The following is a 17887-nucleotide window of genomic DNA, read 5'->3' as shown; positions in this document are numbered from 1 at the left end:
CCCGCTGCGTGCGATTTAATTGATATAGATATAATACATTTGCAAGCGCTTATGACAGCACGCCGCTGCGGATGATCGCAGACAGGGCATCGCTCTCACGCTCAAGCCCGGCTACGACTTGCGCCAGCGCCTCGTGCGCATCGCCAAGACTTGCAAAATCAAGGCATCCCAGCGCCTTGGCCGAATGCTGCTGCTCGGTCAGCGGCCATTCCGGGGAGCCGAGCTGCGCGGCAACGGCGTGGGTCAGCTCCTGCCCGTCAATGGTGCGGGCGACAGCGCGCGCAGGCACGAAGGCAGCAAGATCCGGGTTGCCATCGTTGATCACGGTGATGCGCCTTGCCAGTGCCAGCACTTCAGCGTCATCCAGCCCCTCGCGGCTGAAATCAGCCAAAGTCACCGTTCCGCGCAGGAGCGTGACGGCCATGAGATACTGCATGCACAGCCGCGCATAACCGGGCTCCATGCCTTCATGCGCCGGGCGACCGACGAGGCGATGGATCAGCGGCGGTGCGTGATATTCGAGGGCTTCGAGATTGGCGGCGGACAGTCCCTGCCGCTCACACAGCTGCTGCACCGCGACGATGCCGCCGTGGCCGGCACGCCCGGTGGGGAACGGCTTCCAGCTGACTTCGGTGATGCGGTGGCCTTTGCCCAAACGCTCAAGCGCGGGTGACAGGGCCTCGCGCACTTCCAGCAGCGCGAAGTAGCCGAAGGGGCCATCGATGGGCCGCGTCACACCGGGCATCCCGCCGCGGGCAAGGTCGATGGCGACAAGACTGCCGCGCGCGGCATTGGCAACCTGCACCGGCAAGGCGGGCTTGCCTTCGAGATGCGCCTGCATCGTCCCCGAAACCAGCGCCAGCGCGTGCCCGAAAGCATCGAGCGCCTGTTCGCGCGGCATCTGGCGCAGTAAGGCAATCGCTGCAACGCAACCGAAGATGCCTGCGGTGGCGGGGCGGAAAAACTTCAGCGCATCGGGCGCGGCAAGGCCGAGCGTTACGGCAACGTCCACACCTGCGACTATCGCGGTCAGGAAGCGTTCGCCGTCGACCGCTTCACCGCGCGCCAGCTCTGCCAGCAGCGCGGCGAGGACCGTGGCCATCGGGTGCAGCACCGCTGGTTCGTGGACGCAGTCGTACTCTTGTCCGTGGATCTGGAAGGCATTGACGAAGGCCGCCGAAGGCGCTGGCAGGCGCAGGCCCGGTCGGCCCAGCACGCCTGCCACCTCGCCCGCGCCCCAGCCCTGCACCATCGCTAGCACGGCATCGGCATGCGCGGCATTGCGCCCCGCCACACCGACAGCGAGCGAATCGTGCAGGAAAGTCCTGGCGCGGCTGCGCGTCGCTTCTGGCAGGTCCTCCCACCGCAGCGACAGCGCGTGATCGATCAGGACATGCGCCGGATTGGCGGCCGCCCGGTCAGTTTCTGGCATATCAGTGCGGCTCCTCGCCGCCGGACACGTTCATGCTTTCACCGGTGATGTACGAGGCTTCTGCCGAGCACAGGAAAGCGACGGCATTGGCGGTGTCCTCGGGCAGGCCGAGACGGCCCAGCGGAATGCGCGCGGCCATGTTCTTGAGGTACTGTTCGACGCTGATGCCCTGCACGGCGGCGAAGTGTTCGTTCTGCCACTTGCCGAGGCCGGTCGTCACATGGTTCGGGCAGACGTTGTTGACGGTGATGCCATGCGCGCCCAGCTCGATCGAGGCCGAGCGCACCAGCCCGACCAGACCGTGCTTGGATGCCGTATAGGCCTGCGCGTGCATGAAGCCGGACTTCGCCGCCTGGCTGGCGATGTTGACGATGCGCCCGCCCTTCCCTTGCGCAATCATGATCTCTGCTGCGGCCTGCAGGCCGAACCATGCGCCGGTCAGGTTCACATCGATCACCGCGCGCCACTCGTCTGCAGAGACATCGCCCAGCGGCTTCATGATGTAGCCGATGCCGGCGTTGTTCACCCAGATATCGAGCGAGCCATGCGCGGCCACGGCATGGGCGGCGAGCGCGCGCACCTGATCGGGATCGCGCACATCGCACGAGAATGTCGAGGCGGCACCCGGCATCGATTCGGCCACTTCGCGCATTTCGGCCTCGGCGCCGATCATCGCATCGGGTGTGGCCGAATCGCGCGATCCGCCGATGTCGGCGATGACCACGGTGGCGCCTTCCTCGGACAGGCGGCGGGCGATGGCTTCACCGAGGCCCTGCTTGCGGCCCGATCCGGTGATGACCGCAACCTTGCCTGCGAACTTCACGCCGTGACCTCTTCGGTGGTGAGGAAAGTGACTTCGACCATGTTGTTGAACGCGGCGGCAACCTCGCCCATCGCGGCGGTCGAGACGTCCTTTTCGAACTGGGCCATGTCAGCAATTTCAAGCACTTCGATATAGCCGAACGGCGGCTTGGCATCGCTGCCCATCACGCCGGTGGTGCGGAACACGCGGAAGCTGGCGATCGAAGGCAGGGCGTTGACCGTGGGCAGATCGGTGCTGCGCGCCCAGGCCAGGTAGTCCTCTTCGGAAACGCCCGGCTTCAGGTTGAAAACGGCAAAAATGTGCATCGTCGGTCCTCGCTTTGTCGCCTGCCGGTCAGTTCCCTTCATGAACCTTGCAACGGCGCTTACGTCAATATAGCATATGAATATAACAAATGAGGAAGGCCGTGAGTTCTTCAGAAAAACCCTCCGCTCCCGTCCCGAACGACCCTAGCGCCGGTTACGACGGGCCTCCCGATTATCGCGTCATTGGCCGCCACGCGGTTTTCCCGCAGACCAGCCATGACGAGATCGAGCGGATCAACTTCCTCGCGCAGATGAACCGCCACCTTGCCGCGCGCGTGGTGCCGGGGGTCAAGGCGGCATTCGATGCCCGCGTCGTGCCCGCGTTCGAGGCGCAGCATGGCCGCCCCATGGCGGACCGGCACGAGGCACGCCGCGCGCTGCTCGAAGACCCGGCCTTCCAGACATGGTCGGCCCTGCGCCGCATGACGATGGAACAGCGCCAGCAGGCCGGGCGCTGGACCGCGCTGCGCCAGCGTGAGCGGCTGAACGCTGTGACGACAGAGCTGACCGAAGGCGATCCGCGCCTGTCGCTCGATCCTGCGCTGCCGATCCCGCGCTATGTCTCGGCGGTGGATCATCACTGCATGCCCGGCAGCTACCACACCGAATATTTCCCCGATGATGCGGTGAACGGCGCGAACTACGATCACGCCGGGTTCGTCACCACCGGGGGCTTGCTCGGCAAGTATTCCGATGGCGGCGGCCATGCCGTGGTCAAGTGGGTCAGGCGCAACCTGCCGGACTTCAAACCGAAGAAGATCCTCGAGATCGGCGGCACGGTCGGCCATTCCTCGCTGCCGCTGGCGCAGGCCTTTCCGGAAGCGGAGATGACCGTGGTCGATCTTGGCGCGCCGGTGCTGCGTTATGGCCTGGCCCGCGCCAAGTCCCTGGGCGTCGACAACATCAGCTTCGTCCAGGCCAGCGGCGAGGACCTGTCGATCTATCCGGACGCCAGCTTCGACTGGATCCAGACGACGATGTTCCTGCACGAGCTTTCGACCAAGGCCCTGCGCGCGATCTTTGCCGAGACGCGCCGGTTGCTGAAGCCCGGCGGCATCGTGCTGCATGTGGAGCAGCCGCAATACGCCCCGGAAATGCCGCTGTTCGAACAGGCGATGCGCGATTGGGACGCGTTCTACAACAACGAGCCGTTCTGGAGCCGGATGCACGAGATGGACCTCGACGCCGAGATGGTCGCCGCCGGGTTCGAGCGTGACAAGCTGATCCACGGCGGGGTGACCGGCGTGGTCGATCGCGAACTCTTCCCCGATGCGGAAGAGGATGACACCGAAGACTATGGCCGCAAGGCCGCATGGCATGTGATCGGAGCCGTGGCATGAGCTTTGCCGAAGCCCTCGCCGGAGCAGGGGCCAAGCCTGCGGGCAAGCGCCCCTACTTCCTTGATCCGCAGGTCGAGCGCGTCCTCGCCATCACCATGGCCATGGCGCAGGAACTGGCCGTGGCCCGCCAGCGCAGCGATACGCTGGAGCGCCTGCTGCTGGAAAAGGGCGTGCTGACGCCGGGCGAGATCGACGCCTTCGTGCCCGATCGCGCCGCATCGGCCGAACGCCAGATGTGGAACCAGGAGTTCATCGCCCGCATCCTGCGCATCGTGCAGCAGGAGAACGAGGCGGTGACGACCGGTGCCGAAGTCGCCTCGGGCGATGTCGGCGAAGAACTGGCGCGCGAGGCATGATTCCCGACTTCGAATACGTCATCCCGGTGCTGGTCATCGGTGGCGGGGCGTGCGGCTGCATCGCCGCGCTTTCGGCCCATCACGCCGGAGCGCAGGTGCTGCTGGTGGAGCAGGACGAGCGCCCGATGGGCAGCACCGGCATGAGCCAGGGCCTGATCTGCGCCGCCGGAACGAAAGCGCAGGCCGCCCTTGGCATCGAGGACAGCGCGGACACCTATTTCGCCGACATCATGGCCAAGACCCAGGGCCTGACCGATCCCGTGCTGGCCCGCGCCATTGCCGACCACGCCGGGCCGACGGTGGACTGGATGGTCGAGACGCTCGACCTGCCATGGGAGCTCGATACCGGCTTCCGCCCCGCCTATGGCAATTCCACCTTCCGCGTCCATGGCTGGCGCGGGCACGGCGGGCAGGACATGGTCGACCTGCTCCACCGCAGGCTGGACGACGCCGGGGTGGACGTGCTGCTTGGCGCAAGGCTGGTCGAGGTTCACGCCGACGAGACCGGTCGCGTCCATGGCGTGACGCTGGAACGGCCGGATGGCGCGCAGGAACTGGTCGGCTGCGAAACGCTGATCCTTGCCTGCGGGGGCTTTGCCGCAAACCACGCGATGGTGGCCCGGCACATGCCGGACGTATCGCACGCGCGGAACAACGGGCACGAGGGCAGCCAGGGCACCGGCATTGTCGTAGGCGAACAGCTCGGCGCCGCGTTCGGCGACATGGGTTCCTATCAGGGCTATGCCATGCTCACCGATCCGCAGGGCATTTCGGTGCCGCCCGGTGTGCCGATCGCCGGTGGCATTCTCGTCAACGTCGAAGGCCGCCGCTTTACCGACGAGGTGGAGGACATCGCCGGGATGGTTCATCCCGTGCTCGCCCAGCCGGGCAATCATGTCTGGGTGATCTTCGACGAACGCATTGAAGAGACCGTGGCCTACGTGCCGGAGACCCAGCAACTCAACGCGCTGAACGCCTCGCGCAAGGCGGACAGTGCCGAAGAGCTGGCGGCCCTGATCGGTGTTCCTGCCGATGCCTTGCGCGCCACGCTGGAAGAAGCCCATGCCGCGCAGGCAAGCGGGCGGGCCGATGAACAGGGCCGCGTCTGGGGCGACGACCTGCCCCCGACCGGCTCCTATCGCGCGCTCAAGGTGGTGGGGGCGATCTATCACACGCAGGGCGGGCTACAGATCGACGGGCAGGCCCGCGTGCTGCGCGCCGACGGTTCTACCCTGCCCAACCTGTTCGCAGGCGGCGGCGCGGCGCGGTCGGTCTCCGGCCCGGCGCACTGGGGGTATCTCCCGGCGATGGGGCTTGCCACGGCGGTGACCTTCGGACGTCTTGCGGGCTTGGGCGCCGCCGCGCTGGCCCGGCAATTGACCGATGCGTGAACATTATGCCCGACAGTCGGATAGCCAATGCGCCGTCTGGCATCGGGCAGGCCCCATTTGACATATTTCAATAACAATTGATCGCGGCACTGGCAGACCGTGCCTCAGACCAACAGCGGAAGACCAACGATGTCAGACAGCATGACCCTCAGCCGCATTGCCACCGCCCCTGCCGACCTGCGTGCACGCCTTGAAGGGATCGTCGGTGCCGACCACGTCACTTCGGACGAGGCGACGCTGCGCCTGTTCAGCGAGGACATCTGGGCGCGCGCCGATCACGTCGTGATGCTCTCGGTCGCGCCTGCCAACACGGCAGAGCTGGCCGCGGTGGTTTCCGCTGCCAACGATGCGGGCGTGGACATTGCGCCGCGCGGCGCGGGCATGAGCTATACCAGCAGCTATACCCCTGCCACCGACAGCACGATCACGCTCGACATGCGCCGCATGGACCGGGTGCTGCGCGTCAGCCCGGAAGACATGACCGTCACGGTCGAGGCTGGCTGCACCTGGCTTGCGCTCAACGAAGCGCTCAAGCCGCACGGGCTGCGCACGCCGTTCTGGGGTCCGATGTCGGGCATCTATTCGACCATCGGCGGCGGTCTTTCGCAGCTCAACGCGATGTTCGGCGCCGGACACTATGGCACGTCGAGCGAGAGCGTGGTGGCGATCACCATGGTGCTGGCCGATGGCCGCACGCTGCGCACCGGTGCGCGCGGCCCCGATGGCGATACGCCGCACTATCGCCACTACGGGCCTGACCTTGCCGGACTGTTCATGGGCGATTCCGGCACGCTGGGCATCAAGGCCGAGATCACGCTGCGCCTGATCCGCAACCCGGCGTTCGAGGACTCGGTCTCGTTCTCGTTCAAGACCGGCGAGATCATGCTGGAAGCACTGGCCGAGATGACCCGCGCAGGGATAGCGTCCGAGACCTGCGGCTTCGATCCCGGCCTCACCAAGGTGCGCATGAAGCGCATGTCGATGGCCAGCGACGTGAAGACGCTGGGCAAGGTCATCGCCAAGGAAAAGTCCTTCGGAAAGGGCCTGCTGGCTGCGGCCAAGATCGCCATCGGCGGACGCAACTTCATTCCCGAGGAAGAATACCCGCTGCACATCACGGCAGAGGGCCGCTGCAAGGAAGCAGTCGCTGCCGATATCGCCACCGCGCGCGAGATCGCGGCCCGCTTCGAAGGCGTGGAGATCGAGAACTCGATCGCCAAGGTCATCCGCGCCATGCCCTTCCCCGCGCCGAACTCGATCCTCGGGCCAGAGGGCGAAAGCTGGGCACCGGTCCATGGCCAGGCATCGCTGTCCACCGCCGCGCCGATGTTTGCCGAAATTCGCGCCTACTTCGATTCGATGAAGGACACCTTCGACAAGCACGGCATCCACAACGGCTTCCTGTTCTCCTCGCTGTCCACCACCGCGCTGGTGATCGAGCCGGTGTTCTTCTGGCCCGAAGGCTACCGCCCGATCCATGAATCAATGGTCGAACCGGCGCACCTCAAGAACCTCAAGCAGCTTGGTCCCAATGCCGAGGCGACCGCCATCGTCGCCGAGGCGCGCGAGCATGTGAAGGGGATCTGCAAGAAGTATGGCGCTGCCCACTTCCAGATCGGCCGCGCCTACACCGCCTATCGCGAAAGCCGCGACGAGGCGTTCAAGGACGTGCTCGATGCGGTGAAGGCCGTGGTCGATCCGCGCGGCGTGTTCAATCCGGGCTGCCTCGGTTTCCCGATCCGGGAAGGCCGGAACTGAGCCGATGGCTGAGCAGACCTATCGCGCGATCCGGCTCGAACGGATCGCGCCGTCCTTCCGCGAAGGCGCGGACATCGTCGAGCTTCCGGTTGCGGCGCCTTCGCGCGGAGAGATCCGGGTGCGCAACCTGCACTGCGGCGTCAACGCGATCTTCGACACCCAGATTGCCCGCAACGCGGTCGACTACGTCAAGATCGCCCTGCCGACCTTCACCGGCGTCGAAGCCATCGGCGTGGTCGAGGCGGTGGGTGAAGGCGTGACGGCCTATGCCGTGGGCGATGCTGCCGTGACCGTGCGCTTCACCGGCGGCTATCGCGAACAGAACACCGGCCCGGTCACCAGCTTTGCGCCGGCCCCGGCAGCGACGCGCGAGCATCTGGCGCTGGCCTCCACCGGCGTTTCGGCAATGGTCGCGCTTGAGCAGATCGGCGAAGTGAAGACTGGCGAGACGGTGGCGATTTCGGCGGCGGCGGGCGGCCTTGGCCACTTGCTGGTGCAGCTTGCCGTGCTGAAAGGCTGCCGCGTGATCGGCGTGGCGGGCGGGCCGGAAAAGTGCGCGTTCGTGTCCTCTCTCGGGGCCGAGCGCGTGATCGACTACCGTTCGGAAGACGTCGGCGCCGTGCTGGCTGCGGAATACCCGCGCGGGATCGACGTTGCCGTCGATACCGTCAGCGGCACGATCTTCGATGCCTTCCTTGCCAACCTTGCCAACCATGGCCGTCTCGTCGTCGGCGGCGCGGCGGCGGACCTCGAGGGCAAGCCCGAGATCGTCACCGCCCCGCGCATTGCCCACGCCATCTACTACAAGGGCGCATCGGTGCGCGGCTTCATGAACGGGTTGCTCACGCCCTACTGGGACGATGCCCGCAAGCGGTTGTTCGACCTTTACGCGCGCGGCTTGCTGCGCGTGACCTTCGACAGCCAGCGCAACCTTGGCGTCGAGGGCATCTACGACGGTATCGAGCGGCTGCTTTCAGGCAAGTCGATGGGCAAGGTCGTGGTCGATCTGGCAGAGCAATGACCGCCGCTCACAAGACCCTGTTCGAGAAGATCTGGGATGCGCACCATGTGGCGCAGACCGCCGGGGCTGCGCACCTGATCGCGATTGACCGCGTGTTCCTGCACGAGCGCACCGGCGCCTCGGCCTTGAAATCGATGGCGGCGAGCGGGCGCGTGGTGCGCGATCCGGCGCGGGTATTCGCGGTGATGGATCACATCGTCGATACCCGCATCGGCCGGGGTGACGATACCCTCATGCCCGGCGGCAGCGCCTTCATCACCGAGACCCGCGCAGCGGCGCAGGCGGCGGGCATTACCCTGTTTGACGTGAACGACCCGGATCAGGGCATAACCCACGTCATCTCGCCCGAACTTGGCATCGTCCTTCCGGGTGCGACGCTGGTTGCGCCCGATAGCCATACCTGCACGCAAGGCGCGCTTGGTGCCTTCGCCTGGGGCATCGGTTCGTCCGAGGCCGAGCATGCAATGGCGACGGGCGTGCTTCGGCTCGACCGGCCCCGCACCATGCGCGTCACCTTCAGCGGCGCGCTCGCCCCCGGCGTCACGCCCAAGGACATGGCGCTGCATCTGCTGGCGGCTTACGGCGCAGGCGGCGGCGCGGGCCACGTGGTGGAGTTCGCTGGCGAGGCCGTCACCGCGCTCGACATCGAAGGCCGCATGACCTTGTGCAACATGGCGACCGAGTTCTCGGCCATGACCGCGATCATTGCTCCCGACGCCAAGACTTACGCCTACCTTGCCGGTCGCCGCCACGCCCCCGCCAGCTTCGATGCGCCATACTGGGCCACGCTGACCACGGACGAAGGCGCGACGTTCGATCGCGAGATCGTGATCGACGCTGCGACGATTGCGCCAATGATCAGCTGGGGCACCAGCCCCGAGCACAGCATGCCAGTGACCGGCACCGTGCCCAAGGGACCGGACCGCGCCCATGCCTATATCGGGCTGGAGGCGGGCCAGGCCCTGCTCGGCACACCGATTGATGCGGCGTTCATCGGATCTTGCACCAACGCGCGCCTTTCAGACTTGCGGCGGGCGGCAGAACTGCTGCGCGGCAAGCACATCGCGCCCGGCATCAGGAAGGCGCTGGTCGTCCCCGGCAGTTCTGCCGTCAAGCGCGCGGCCGAAGCCGAAGGGCTGGACAAGGTATTCACCGCGGCAGGCTTCGAATGGCGCGCCAGCGGCTGTTCGCTGTGCTTCTATGCGGGCGGCGAGAGCTTCCCCGAAGGCAGCCGCACGATCAGCAGCACCAACCGCAATTTCGAAGGCCGCCAGGGCCCCGGCATCCGCACCCACATCGCCAGCCCGGAAACCGTGGCCGCCAGTGCGATTGCCGGCGCGATTGCCGATCCCCGGGAGCTGGCACGATGACTCCGTTCACAACGCTTTCGTCAGTCGCCGTCCCGCTGCTGCGCGACAATGTCGATACCGATGCGATCATCCCCAGCCGCGAGATGAAGAGCACCGGGCGCACCGGCCTTGCCGATGGCCTGTTTGCGCCGTGGCGCTACACCGACGCTGTGGCGCGCACGCCCGATCCCGCCTTCCCGCTCAACCAGCCGCAGGCAAATGGGGCGCAGATCCTGCTCGGCGGGGCGAACTTCGGCTGCGGATCTAGCCGCGAACACGCCGTGTGGGCGCTTGTCGAATATGGCATCCGCTGCGTGATCGCGGAAAGCTTCGCGCCGATCTTCCGCGGCAACTGCATCCGCAACGGCATCCTGCCGGTCACGCTGGACCGCGCCGTGGTCGATAGCTTGGGCTGGCAGACGGTCGATGTGGACCTGATGACGCAGACCGTGACGGCTGATGGCAAGCCCCACGCCTTCACGATCGAGGAAGAGCCGCGCCAGATGCTGCTCGAAGGGCTCGACGCCATCGCGCTGACGCTCAAGTCTCTCCCCGAAATCGACGCATGGACCGCTGCCGACCGCGCCTGCCGTCCATGGATCTACGCCGGAAAAGCTGCATGACCCAGATACTCGTTTCCGAAGTCGGCCCGCGTGATGGGCTGCAATCGATCAAGGCTGTGCTGCCGACCGCGGCCAAGAAGGCGTGGATCGCCGCCGAAGCCGCCGCCGGGGTGCGCGAGATCGAGGTGGGCAGCTTCGTGCCGCCGAGCCTGCTGCCGCAGATGGCCGACACGGCAGAGATCGTCGCCTTCGCGCGCGGGATCGCAGGGCTGAACGTCGTGGCGCTCGTCCCCAACGCCAAGGGTGCAGTGCGGGCAGTTGAGGCAGGCGTCCACGGCATGTCGATCCCGTTCTCGATGAGCGAGACCCATTCGCAGCGCAACGTCCGCAAGGATCATCCCGCAATGCTGGCCGAGATCGCCGAAGTTGCCCGGATTGCCCGCGAAGGCGGCGTGCACTTTGCCGTGGGCCTTTCCACCGCGTTCGGCTGCACCATCGAAGGCGCGGTGAGCGAGGATCAGGTTGTCCGCCTTGCCGTTGCCGCTGCCGAAGCGGGTGCGCAGGAATTCAGCCTTTCGGACACGACCGGCTATGCCGATCCGGCGCAGGTCCGCCGCCTGGTGCGCAAGGTCAAGGCAGCGGTGGGCTCCGACAAGCTGACCACGCTCCACCTCCACAACACCCGCGGGCTGGGCCTCGCCAATGCGCTGGCGGGTCTGGATGAGGGCATCACCACGCTCGATTCCTCGCTGGGCGGGCTTGGCGGCTGTCCTTATGCGCCGGGCGCTTCGGGCAATCTCGTGACCGAAGACCTCGTGCTGATGCTCAATTCCATGGGGCTGGAGACCGGCATCGACCTTGAAAAGCTGCTCGCTGTGCGGAGCATTCTGGCCGAGGCGCTGCCCAATGAGCCGCTCTACGGCTTCACTCCCGATGCTGGCCCGATGCTCGATTACGCCGAAAGGATTGCCCGTTGACCGCCGCGCCTAAATATACTGGTAGCCAACAGACCGGCCCGACCCCGTTGGCGGGGATCAAGGTGATCGAATTCACCCACATGGTCATGGGTCCGACGGTGGGCCACATCCTTGCCGGGCTCGGCGCAGAAGTGATCCGCATCGAGCCCATCGGCGGGGACCGCACGCGCCGCCTGCTGGGTTCGGGCGCGGGCTATTTCCCGATGTACAATCGCGGCAAGCGTTCGATCTGCCTCGATCTCAAGTCTGCCGAGGGCAAAGCGGTGGCGCGTGACCTTTGCGCAAGCGCCGATGTGCTGGTGGAGAATTTCCGCCCCGGCGCACTGGACCGGCTCGGCCTTTCCTTCGAAGCGCTTTCCGCCATCAATCCGCGCCTGATCTACTGTTCCGAAAAGGGTTTCCTGCCCGGCCCTTACGAGGACCGCACCGCGCTGGATGAAGTGGCGCAGATGATGGGCGGCCTTGCCTACATGACCGGCCCTCCGGGGCGCCCCTTGCGCGCAGGATCGAGCGTGGTCGACGTGACCGGCGGCATGTTCGGCGTGATCGGCATCCTCGCCGCGCTGGAAGAACGCCACCGCACCGGCAAGGGCCAGAAGGTCGTCGCCAGCCTGTTCGAAACCACGGTCTACCTCGTCGGCCAGCACATGGCGCAGTTCGCCGTCACCGGAAAGGCCGCCGCGCCGATGCCTGCGCGCATCTCGGCCTGGGCGATCTACGATGTGTTCGAGACGAAAGACGAGCCGGTCTTCATCGGCGTCGTCTCCGACAGCCTGTGGGAGAAGTTCTGCGCGCTGTTCGCACTCGATGACCTCTGGGCGGACGAGGCGATCCGTACCAACAACGAGCGCGTCCTCGCCCGTGACCGCATCCTGCCGCAGATCCGCGCCCTGATGGCGTCGATGACCCGGGCCGAAATCGTGGCCAAGCTGGAAGGCACCGGCCTGCCGTTCGCGCCGATCGGGCGGCCCGAAGACATGTTCGACGATCCGCAACTGGCCTCGGGCGGGCTGGAGGACGTTACGCTCGACAGCGGCAAGCAGACCCGCCTGCCAACGATCCCGCTGGAAATGGACGGAAAGCGCCCCGGCGGCAGCGTGGCGCTGCCCAAGGCCGGAGCCGATGCGCAGGCAATCCTGGCCGAGCTTGGCTACCCGGCGCAGCGCATCGACGAGCTGATCGGCCAGGGTGCCGTAGAAACCGCCTGACAGGAAACCGCCTGACACAAGGCTAACGTGGGGAACAAGCCGATGACCGATTTTGACAGCAGCGACGAGACTTTCCTCCTCAGCCGCCGCACCATGCTGGGCGGGGCCGGGCTGACCGGCGTGGCTCTGGCGGGTTCGGGCCTGCTTGGCGCAGCCCCCGCGCTTGGCGCGTCGCTGATCCGCGAGGAAGGCATCCCCACCGACCCGGCCGCGCGCATCGCCATGATCCGCCGCATGCGCCTGCGCACCGATCCCGGCATCGTCTACTGGTGGTTCCGTGGCCGCAACTACGCCCAGCAGGGCGCGAAGCTGACCCCGTTGTGCGAACTGGTGTTCGGCGCGGTGATGAAGGTCAATCCGCTGGCAGACGGCAGCATGGAGCTGACGTCCTACGAATTGGGCTTCCGTACCGCGCCCGGCACCAACGAGCGTTCGGACCAGTTGCGCAATCCGCTGACGGGCGAGATGGTCGACGTACCGTTCGTGCCGGTCGGCCCGACCACGGTGCGCTACAGCGCGGCCAACGACCTGATCTTCGATGGCAAGATCGGCAACACCACGCTCAAGGCCGAGCACGTGCCCGAACTGTTCTACCACATGGGTGACCAGATCACCTTCCAGCAGCACACCGCCGCCGATACCGAGACGCCGGGCCTTTCGCCGCGCCGCCTCAACGACATGACGATGATCACCAGCCCGGCAAAGGAAGCGCTCGATCCGCGTGTCCACTGCGCCAGCGCTACGGGTTATGGCACCGACCTTTCGGATTATGCGCGCTGGTGGAAGATGCCCGCAGGCATGGGCACGCAGTGCCTGCGCAGCGTTGGCCGCAAGGAAACCAATTACGCCAACATGCCCAAGGACTGGGTGGCGATGCTGGCCCGCGTCAATCCCGAAGGCGCGCGTGATCCGCGCAAATTGCTGACCTTGAAGCAGGAAGAATACCGCAACTGATGCGACGCGCAGCGCTCATCCTCGCCGCTGGGCTCCTGATTGGGGCGACAGGCGGGGACGATCCGCTGACACGGCCCATCACCGGCCCCGACGCGGCGCGCTGGCTTGAGCCGGACGTGCCGCTGCGCGTTTTTCCAGGGCTTGGCTATGTCGGGCCGAAGCGCGTCAAGCAGGCGGTGATCGATACCGGCAAGGGCCTCGTCCTGATCGACGCCGGACTGCCGGAAGGCTTGCCGGTGCTGCGCGCCCATCTGGCCGAACTTGGCTACCGGATCGATCAGGTGAAATGGCTGCTGGTGACAGAGCCGCATTACGACCACGCCGGGGCCATCGCCGCGGTGGTGCGCGAAAGCGGCGCGCAGGTCTATGCCTCCGCCTCTGCCGCCGCGGCGCTGCGCCACGGCATCAGCGGCGATGAAGACCCGCAGCGGGCAAGCCTGATTGCCTATGCGCCGGTCAAGCGCGTCACGACGGTCAGGGACGGCCACCGCCTGCGCTTCGGCAACGTCACCATCATCGCCCGCGCCATGCCGGGCCATACGCCGGGATCGATGGGGTGGTCTTGGCAGGCTTGCCTGTCCGGGAATGACTGCGCGCGCGTGTTCTTTGCGGCGAGCCTCAATTCATTGACCGCCGGGACCTATCGCTATCGGGACCATCCGGACCTTGTGGGCGCGTTCCGCCGCAGCATTGCGATGCTCCGCAACGAGCCTTGCGATGTGCTCCTGTCCAACCATGCCGAACATTCCGGCGCCGATCTGCGCGCGGCGGCACGGCGGGCTGGCACCATGCCCGATCCGATGCGCGCGCCGGATGCCTGCAGGGCCATGGCCGACAAGTACGCTGCGCTGCTCGACGGCCAGCTGGCACGCGAGGACGCCGCGCCCAAATAGAAAGGGCGGCCCGATCAGGCCGCCCTTCCCTTTTTCCAGTATCCGCTGCGATCAGAACGGCTTGACCGTTCCCAGGAAGCAGATGCCCGAGATCGTGATCCAGTACACGTAGGCCATCAGGCGGCCGTACAGGAACTCACGCTCCAGCGCGGCTTCCTCGGCCGGGTTCGGACCTTCGGCCAGACGACGGAAGCGGACCGTCCACAGGCGCATGATCCAGCGCAGGCCAAGGCCGATGCACAGGGTGAAGCCATAGAGCGTCAGCTTCGTGGCGTACCAGCGCGAGCCTTCGCCGGCCTCGAGCGGGCCATGGCCCAGCAGCGAGGAGATGCCGACCACGAAGATCGTCGGGATCAGCACCCAGCGGATCTTCTCGTCAAGCTTGGTGAGCATCACGCCGCGATCGGTCTCGCGGTAGATGAAGGCCGACCAGCAGAGAGCAAGCCAGCCCGCCACGAACACCCACATCGCCGTGAGGAAGCTGCCGCCGTACGGCTGCAGGCCATAGATATTGCCCATATGCAGCCCCAGCGGCAGCAGCATGATGATACCGGTGCGCGCCAGGATGTCGATGCGATAGGCGGTTTCCATGTGCCGCCGGCGCTCCTCCATCGAGAGCTTGCGATTGATGATGTTAAAGCTTGTCTGGAAGACACCCCATTCGCCGCCCAGCCAATAGACCATGGAGACGATGTGGACCCAGCGCAGTACCAGTACTTCTTCGATCAACGACTTTCCCCTTGAATGTGGAAGCCGCCACTAAGCCACTGCGCGTCAGCCTCGGGAGAGCCGCTCCACCCAGTCGGTGACCGGCGGATCGGGGTTCTCCATGGCTTCGACTTCCTGCTGGAAGCCGCGCATGACGCGGGCAATATATGCCCTCATGGCGATGCCTCGTTCCTCGCCGGCACCCATGTCCGGCTTGAAGTTTTCGATGGCATCCCGGCTGAGGGAGCCTTGCGCCTCCAGCAGCCGTTCAACAGTATCAAGACGCTCCCGCGTGGCGGCCAGTTCAGCCGTCAGCGACAACGCCAGCGAGTAAAGGCGGTCGAGGGCCATCTCGTCGAAGAAGGCCGGCCTTCCGCCCTTGGCGCGAGCGCCCGAACGCGCGATCCAGTCGATTTCCTGCGTCATGCCGAAATCTCCTTTTCTGCTCCGCTGGTTACTTGAGGCTTCCAGGCCCCGTAGGCATTCCAGATGGCAGCGCGTCCGTAATCTTCCTCTTCCCCATCGGGCGATGCCGGGAACAGGGATTTGTCGGGAACTGCTCGCACACCGGTTACAAACTGGTGGTCCATGGGGAATCCGGCCTCTTCCATCACCGCTTTCAGATCGACGCCATGCATGGCCGACCAGAACGGTTCGTTGTTGTTGTAGGCGTCCCAGTCGCGGATGAACTGCTCGTAAAGCGGCATATCCGGACCGTACTGCGGCTGTTCGACATGGAGCAGCAACCCACCCGGCTTGAGCACGCGACGGCATTCGGCCAGGATCTTCGGCATCGATTCCGCCGAAAGCTCGTGCAGGAACATCGTCGTCTGCACCCAGTCGAAATGGTTGTCGGGGAACCGCGAAAGGTCCTCGCCACTGGCCTGCACGAAGCGGATGTTCTTCACGCCCAGCCCCGCCGCGCGCGCCGCGCCATAGCGCAGCGATGCCGCCGCGGTGTCGATCGCGATCACTTCGGCGTCGGGAAAGCCCTCGGCAAAGGGCACCGCGTTGTGGCCAACGGTGCAGCCCACATCGAGAATGCGCTTCGGTTGCCAGTCGGGGCGGTTGGCCTTGACCCAGCCGACCACGGCCCGGCCACCGCCATTGTTGAGGCTGCCGAGCGCGCCGCCGGTCGTGGCGAACAGGCCGACGTCATAGTTGGCGCCCACGGTCACGTCGCCTTCGCGCTCGCCACCGTGATAGCCACCGGGCTGGCAATGAATATCGACGCAGGTGGCGTAGATCGGCTGTTCCACGCTCGGGTCCAGTTCCAGCAGGCCCGACGCTTCGTTGAAGGCCTTGGCCTTGGCATCCAGCTCGTCGAGCTGGCGCAGCACGATCTGGCGCCCGTTCTGCTGGCGCATTTCCATCGAATTGCGCTTGAGCGCAGACCACATGCGGTGGAACGGGTCCTGGTTCATCGCGATGCGGATCTCCTCGCGGTTCTCCGGTTCACGCCCGTGGATGACCTTGAACGCCGGCAGGACGCGCGTTTCATAGGCAATGCGATTGCCGCGTCCGATCTCGCCCGAAAGATAGCGATTGAACAGCGTGAGGAAGTTGAACCGCGCAGCCTCGTCATGGCTGGCTTGCGGCATCATCGGATGACGCTGCAAGGCGGTATAGGGTGGCGGTATCTTGTCCTTCATAAGCCCTCCTCGGTTGCGGTGCGTCTGGCGGCTGAGCGATGCGCTCTCGCGGCCTCGACGATTCGGAACCTGACACGGGCGCCGTCGTGACGGCTTGATTTGTATCAATGATAGGACAATAAATTCAGCCAGCGTCAGGCGTCGAGGAATTGCCGGATCGCTCCGGCAGTTGCGACCGGATCGTCAAGTACCGGCAGACCGCTGGCTTGCGGCAGAACCACCGTCTGCGAATGGCGCAAGGCTGCCTCGGCGATGGGACGATAGGACGGAAAGAACGTGTCGTTCTCGCCGTAGAGCAGCAGCGTCGGCGCGGTGATTCGGGTCATCAGGCGGGGAAAGTCGGTCAGCGCAACCCCTCGCTCCTGCGGCCTGATCCAGCGCCCGGCTTGCTGGCGGCTGGCGTTCTGCTCTGCCGAAATGCGCGCGGCATCGCGCACGCCGAAGACCTTGACCAGCGCTTCCGGCCTACCCGGCAGGGGATCGCCCGCAGCGTTGAACATGCCGCCGCGCAACTGGTCCGCTTCCTTGGCGCGAACGTCGACCCAAGTGCGCCCCTTGCCCAGGGCACAGGACGGCAGGACAAGCCGCCGCACCCGTTCGGGCATGCCTGCCGCCAGAGCCACGGCCACGCACCCGCCGAGCGAGGTTCCGGCCAGATCGACCTGCCCGAGGCCCAGTTCTGTCATCGCCCCGGCAATCAGGGCCGCCGTTTCCTCTACCGTCTGCACTTCGGGCGGCACGCCTTGCCATGCCGAAAGGCCATGCCCCGGAAGATCGAACGCGATCACGCGGCGCTCGGCGGCGAGCGGCCTTGCCACCATGCGCCAATCGTCGCTCCATCCGCCGAGCATGTGGAGCAGGACAAGGGGCGGACGCCGCGACGCGCTGCCAGCGGAGCGCCAGTGCAGCATGCCACCGGCGCGGCGCACGTCTCCTTCGGCGTCCCAGAAACCGGGGAAACTGCCGGGACGGATAGCGTTGCCGAGACCCGGGGTTGCCGCAGCACCCTTTGCCGAGGCCGCCAGCGCCATTGCGCTGCCCGTCAGAATGCCAAGATCGCGCCTGCTTATCATGGGCGCGATCCTGCGCGCTTGCTCGCGCGGATCACCGCACGCGGCACACCTATCCGCCAGTCGGCGAAGCGGCGCTTGGATGCG

At 66.1% G+C, this 17887-nt stretch carries 18 protein-coding genes; 11 read left to right on the top strand and 7 right to left on the bottom strand.

What is annotated here, in order from left to right:
- Window positions 1-49: 49 nt before the first annotated feature.
- From HGI46_RS14710 to HGI46_RS14700, 3 genes are read right to left on the bottom strand one after another with little or no spacing between them, the layout of a single operon-like run.
- The gene (locus tag HGI46_RS14710; RefSeq protein ID WP_168904844.1) at window positions 50-1432 is read right to left on the bottom strand and encodes an MmgE/PrpD family protein; all 1383 of its coding nucleotides are present in this window, start codon (window positions 1430-1432) and stop codon (window positions 50-52) included.
- A gap of 1 nt (window position 1433) precedes the next feature.
- Window positions 1434-2255 (bottom strand): SDR family NAD(P)-dependent oxidoreductase, encoded by an 822-nt coding sequence (locus HGI46_RS14705; protein WP_168904843.1) that lies wholly within the window; start codon window positions 2253-2255, stop codon window positions 1434-1436.
- Window positions 2252-2602 (bottom strand): REDY-like protein HapK, encoded by a 351-nt coding sequence (locus HGI46_RS14700; protein WP_240946788.1) that lies wholly within the window; start codon window positions 2600-2602, stop codon window positions 2252-2254. The genes HGI46_RS14705 and HGI46_RS14700 overlap by 4 nt, the downstream gene beginning before the upstream one ends.
- 59 nt (window positions 2603-2661) lie before the next feature.
- Here HGI46_RS14700 and HGI46_RS22440 point away from each other — a divergent pair, with 59 nt between their 5' ends.
- The 11 genes from HGI46_RS22440 (at window position 2662) to HGI46_RS14645 (ending at window position 14370) form a co-directional block, all read left to right on the top strand.
- The gene (locus HGI46_RS22440; RefSeq protein ID WP_346766739.1) at window positions 2662-3900 is read left to right on the top strand and encodes a class I SAM-dependent methyltransferase; all 1239 of its coding nucleotides are present in this window, start codon (window positions 2662-2664) and stop codon (window positions 3898-3900) included.
- On the top strand, window positions 3897-4256 hold the full coding sequence (locus HGI46_RS14690) for a hypothetical protein (RefSeq protein WP_168904840.1): 360 nt from the start codon (window positions 3897-3899) through the stop codon (window positions 4254-4256). The genes HGI46_RS22440 and HGI46_RS14690 overlap by 4 nt, the downstream gene beginning before the upstream one ends.
- Window positions 4253-5647, top strand: coding sequence for an FAD-dependent oxidoreductase (locus HGI46_RS14685; protein ID WP_168904839.1), 1395 nt, complete (start codon window positions 4253-4255; stop codon window positions 5645-5647). The genes HGI46_RS14690 and HGI46_RS14685 overlap by 4 nt, the downstream gene beginning before the upstream one ends.
- A 129-nt stretch (window positions 5648-5776) precedes the next feature.
- Window positions 5777-7405, top strand: coding sequence for an FAD-binding oxidoreductase (locus HGI46_RS14680; RefSeq protein WP_168904838.1), 1629 nt, complete (start codon window positions 5777-5779; stop codon window positions 7403-7405).
- Between the two features lie 4 nt (window positions 7406-7409).
- Window positions 7410-8426 carry a zinc-binding dehydrogenase gene (locus tag HGI46_RS14675; RefSeq protein WP_168904837.1) on the top strand — a complete coding sequence of 339 codons (1017 nt, stop codon included), beginning with the start codon at window positions 7410-7412 and terminating at the stop codon, window positions 8424-8426.
- Window positions 8423-9796 (top strand): 3-isopropylmalate dehydratase large subunit, encoded by a 1374-nt coding sequence (locus HGI46_RS14670; protein ID WP_168904836.1) that lies wholly within the window; start codon window positions 8423-8425, stop codon window positions 9794-9796. Before HGI46_RS14675 ends, HGI46_RS14670 begins: the two co-directional genes overlap by 4 nt.
- The gene (leuD, locus tag HGI46_RS14665; protein ID WP_168904835.1) at window positions 9793-10398 is read left to right on the top strand and encodes a 3-isopropylmalate dehydratase small subunit; all 606 of its coding nucleotides are present in this window, start codon (window positions 9793-9795) and stop codon (window positions 10396-10398) included. Before HGI46_RS14670 ends, leuD begins: the two co-directional genes overlap by 4 nt.
- Window positions 10395-11315 carry a hydroxymethylglutaryl-CoA lyase gene (locus HGI46_RS14660; RefSeq protein ID WP_168904834.1) on the top strand — a complete coding sequence of 307 codons (921 nt, stop codon included), beginning with the start codon at window positions 10395-10397 and terminating at the stop codon, window positions 11313-11315. The genes leuD and HGI46_RS14660 overlap by 4 nt, the downstream gene beginning before the upstream one ends.
- Window positions 11312-12523, top strand: a complete 1212-nt coding sequence (locus tag HGI46_RS14655; protein WP_168904833.1) for a CaiB/BaiF CoA-transferase family protein — start codon at window positions 11312-11314, stop codon at window positions 12521-12523. Before HGI46_RS14660 ends, HGI46_RS14655 begins: the two co-directional genes overlap by 4 nt.
- Window positions 12524-12565: 42 nt before the next feature.
- Window positions 12566-13477 (top strand): DUF1838 family protein, encoded by a 912-nt coding sequence (locus tag HGI46_RS14650; protein ID WP_168904832.1) that lies wholly within the window; start codon window positions 12566-12568, stop codon window positions 13475-13477.
- On the top strand, window positions 13477-14370 hold the full coding sequence (locus HGI46_RS14645) for an MBL fold metallo-hydrolase (protein ID WP_168904831.1): 894 nt from the start codon (window positions 13477-13479) through the stop codon (window positions 14368-14370). Before HGI46_RS14650 ends, HGI46_RS14645 begins: the two co-directional genes overlap by 1 nt.
- Before the next feature lie 51 nt (window positions 14371-14421).
- Here the strand turns inward: HGI46_RS14645 and HGI46_RS14640 are convergent, their stop codons facing one another.
- From HGI46_RS14640 to HGI46_RS14625, 4 genes are all read right to left on the bottom strand, one after another.
- Window positions 14422-15099 carry a hypothetical protein gene (locus HGI46_RS14640; protein ID WP_206065746.1) on the bottom strand — a complete coding sequence of 226 codons (678 nt, stop codon included), beginning with the start codon at window positions 15097-15099 and terminating at the stop codon, window positions 14422-14424.
- 45 nt (window positions 15100-15144) lie between these two features.
- Window positions 15145-15504: a hypothetical protein gene (locus HGI46_RS14635; RefSeq protein ID WP_168904830.1), complete on the bottom strand. Its 360-nt coding sequence runs from the start codon at window positions 15502-15504 to the stop codon at window positions 15145-15147.
- Window positions 15501-16730 (bottom strand): class I SAM-dependent methyltransferase, encoded by a 1230-nt coding sequence (locus HGI46_RS14630; protein ID WP_168904829.1) that lies wholly within the window; start codon window positions 16728-16730, stop codon window positions 15501-15503. The genes HGI46_RS14635 and HGI46_RS14630 overlap by 4 nt, the downstream gene beginning before the upstream one ends.
- Window positions 16731-16864: 134 nt before the next feature.
- Complete coding sequence (locus HGI46_RS14625; protein WP_168904828.1) at window positions 16865-17803, bottom strand: alpha/beta hydrolase; 939 nt, start codon at window positions 17801-17803, stop codon at window positions 16865-16867.
- Window positions 17804-17887 lie beyond the last annotated feature (84 nt).

Source organism: Novosphingobium sp. ERW19 (genome assembly GCF_012641315.1).
Classification (GTDB): Bacteria; Pseudomonadota; Alphaproteobacteria; order Sphingomonadales; family Sphingomonadaceae; genus Novosphingobium.
This window is presented reverse-complemented; position numbering and strand designations above follow the sequence as displayed.

Excerpts from the sequence above, each read along its gene's own strand:
- HGI46_RS14670 (WP_168904836.1), top strand. The coding sequence starts at position 8,423 with ATGACCGCCGCTCACAAGACCCTGTTCGAGAAGATCTGGGATGCGCAC.
- HGI46_RS14700 (WP_240946788.1), bottom strand. The coding sequence starts at position 2,602 with ATGAAGGGAACTGACCGGCAGGCGACAAAGCGAGGACCGACGATGCAC.
- HGI46_RS14675 (WP_168904837.1), top strand. The coding sequence starts at position 7,410 with ATGGCTGAGCAGACCTATCGCGCGATCCGGCTCGAACGGATCGCGCCG.
- HGI46_RS14660 (WP_168904834.1), top strand. The coding sequence starts at position 10,395 with ATGACCCAGATACTCGTTTCCGAAGTCGGCCCGCGTGATGGGCTGCAA.
- HGI46_RS14645 (WP_168904831.1), top strand. The coding sequence starts at position 13,477 with ATGCGACGCGCAGCGCTCATCCTCGCCGCTGGGCTCCTGATTGGGGCG.
- leuD (WP_168904835.1), top strand. The coding sequence starts at position 9,793 with ATGACTCCGTTCACAACGCTTTCGTCAGTCGCCGTCCCGCTGCTGCGC.
- HGI46_RS14630 (WP_168904829.1), bottom strand. The coding sequence starts at position 16,730 with ATGAAGGACAAGATACCGCCACCCTATACCGCCTTGCAGCGTCATCCG.
- HGI46_RS14680 (WP_168904838.1), top strand. The coding sequence starts at position 5,777 with ATGTCAGACAGCATGACCCTCAGCCGCATTGCCACCGCCCCTGCCGAC.
- HGI46_RS14710 (WP_168904844.1), bottom strand. The coding sequence starts at position 1,432 with ATGCCAGAAACTGACCGGGCGGCCGCCAATCCGGCGCATGTCCTGATC.
- HGI46_RS14650 (WP_168904832.1), top strand. The coding sequence starts at position 12,566 with ATGACCGATTTTGACAGCAGCGACGAGACTTTCCTCCTCAGCCGCCGC.
- HGI46_RS14625 (WP_168904828.1), bottom strand. The coding sequence starts at position 17,803 with ATGATAAGCAGGCGCGATCTTGGCATTCTGACGGGCAGCGCAATGGCG.
- HGI46_RS14685 (WP_168904839.1), top strand. The coding sequence starts at position 4,253 with ATGATTCCCGACTTCGAATACGTCATCCCGGTGCTGGTCATCGGTGGC.
- HGI46_RS14635 (WP_168904830.1), bottom strand. The coding sequence starts at position 15,504 with ATGACGCAGGAAATCGACTGGATCGCGCGTTCGGGCGCTCGCGCCAAG.
- HGI46_RS14690 (WP_168904840.1), top strand. The coding sequence starts at position 3,897 with ATGAGCTTTGCCGAAGCCCTCGCCGGAGCAGGGGCCAAGCCTGCGGGC.